This window comes from Leptospira neocaledonica (assembly GCF_002812205.1).
Taxonomy (GTDB): domain Bacteria; phylum Spirochaetota; class Leptospiria; order Leptospirales; family Leptospiraceae; genus Leptospira_B; species Leptospira_B neocaledonica.
Genome location: NZ_NPEA01000028.1, coordinates 1 through 1477 on the forward strand (window position 1 = coordinate 1; position 1477 = coordinate 1477).

1 protein-coding gene is annotated in these 1477 nt (G+C 39.1%); it reads right to left on the bottom strand.

Annotated elements, in window-relative coordinates; genetic code table 11:
- Positions 1-435: 435 nt before the first annotated feature.
- The gene (locus tag CH365_RS19805; RefSeq protein ID WP_100770272.1) at positions 436-1350 is read right to left on the bottom strand and encodes an NAD(P)/FAD-dependent oxidoreductase; all 915 of its coding nucleotides are present in this window, start codon (positions 1348-1350) and stop codon (positions 436-438) included.
- Positions 1351-1477 lie beyond the last annotated feature (127 nt).

The window sequence follows — 1477 nt, forward strand, 5'->3', positions numbered from 1 at the left end:
AATTCGGTGAGTCACGCTACTCTATATGTTTTCGAAGAGACTTCCTCTTCCTTTCTAATTCATAATATTCTAACTAACTTTAAGATCTAACAACGCGATCATAACACGTGTGAATAATATATGTTCGCGTGTTGGACTTCTTATGCTCTAAATGATTTCTATTTCTGAATTTGTAAAACCGGCCCCCACCCCTTCACAGCGACCCTTAGAGAGCGAGAAGACGACCGCAAATGCGAGTCGATGACGAAGTCAAACGAGTCGGACCTCAGATCAATACGATTGGCTCGAATCGAAAGCGAATTTGTAAAACTGGCCCCTACCCAAGTTCGGGTGGAGGAGGTGGGCTTGTGGGAGAAGCAATTCCCCCTATACACTAAAAAATCCGAATCAGCAACTCTAATTTCATCCAGCAGTCTTGTTGGAATTCCAACAAGTTTATTCGAATAATTTCTCGCTTAATAACTCATGAACTATACCTGCTCCGGCCATTCCCCCTGAGGCAGCAGCTAATAAAACTGAATGAGCCCCATTTGCATTGTCTCCGCAAGCATAGACCCCATCTATGCTAGTCTTTCCTCTTTCTCCAACTTTATAGAAGCCGAATTGGTCTTTTTCGCAGCCTAACTCTTCTCCGATTTTTGATTTCAGTTTATATGGAAAAGAAGGAAGTGCATATAGAGCATCTCTCTCTATAGTCACTCCATTTTCAAAAGTAATAGCTTTTAGTTTTTCCCCTTCGTATATAAAACCGATGATCTTTTCTTCTATTAAACGGATTTTTTTTCTGTTTAATAGGTCTTTCTGCTCTTCCTTAAGTTCGGCTTTTCCGTTCGTAATAACTATCAAGTCAGATGCAAGATCGTATATGAGCGGAAGCATATATATCAACATATCCCCATTTCCAAGAAGGCCTAATCTGGAACCTCTTACTTCGAAACCATGGCAATAAGGACAATGGAAAATAGATTTTCCCCAGAGTTCCTTATAACCAGGAATCGGAAGATGTTTGTCTTCCACTCCATATGCAAGGATGATCTTTTTGAAATAAAAAGTTTTATCTAAAGACAATTTTGCGACAAAACCCGGTCCAGATTTTTCTACGGAAAGAACACTACCTTCGAAAAAGTTAATCGTATTATATTTTTCTAAATCTTTTCTTACTAATTTTCTCCATTCCGCCGGATGGATCCCGTCCCTGGTCGGAAAATTATTCAAATGGGAAGAAGCCGCATTTCTTGGACGACTATCGTCGCAAACTAGAGCGGTCCTGCTCATTCTGCCTAAGGCCAATGCAGCGCTGAGACCTGCTGGACCTCCACCTATGATCAATACTTCATAATCGAATTTCATTTTGTCCTCCCCCAAGGATCTTTTGATGATATAATTATTGAAATTTTACCATTCTAAAAACTGTAAATACATTTGGGAGAAATTCTAAATTTTTTGATTTTATTCCAAATTTGATTGATTTATTGAT

Bases quoted from the DNA above. Each gene is read 5' to 3' on its own strand.
- CH365_RS19805 (WP_100770272.1), bottom strand. From the start codon at position 1,350: ATGAAATTCGATTATGAAGTATTGATCATAGGTGGAGGTCCAGCAGGT.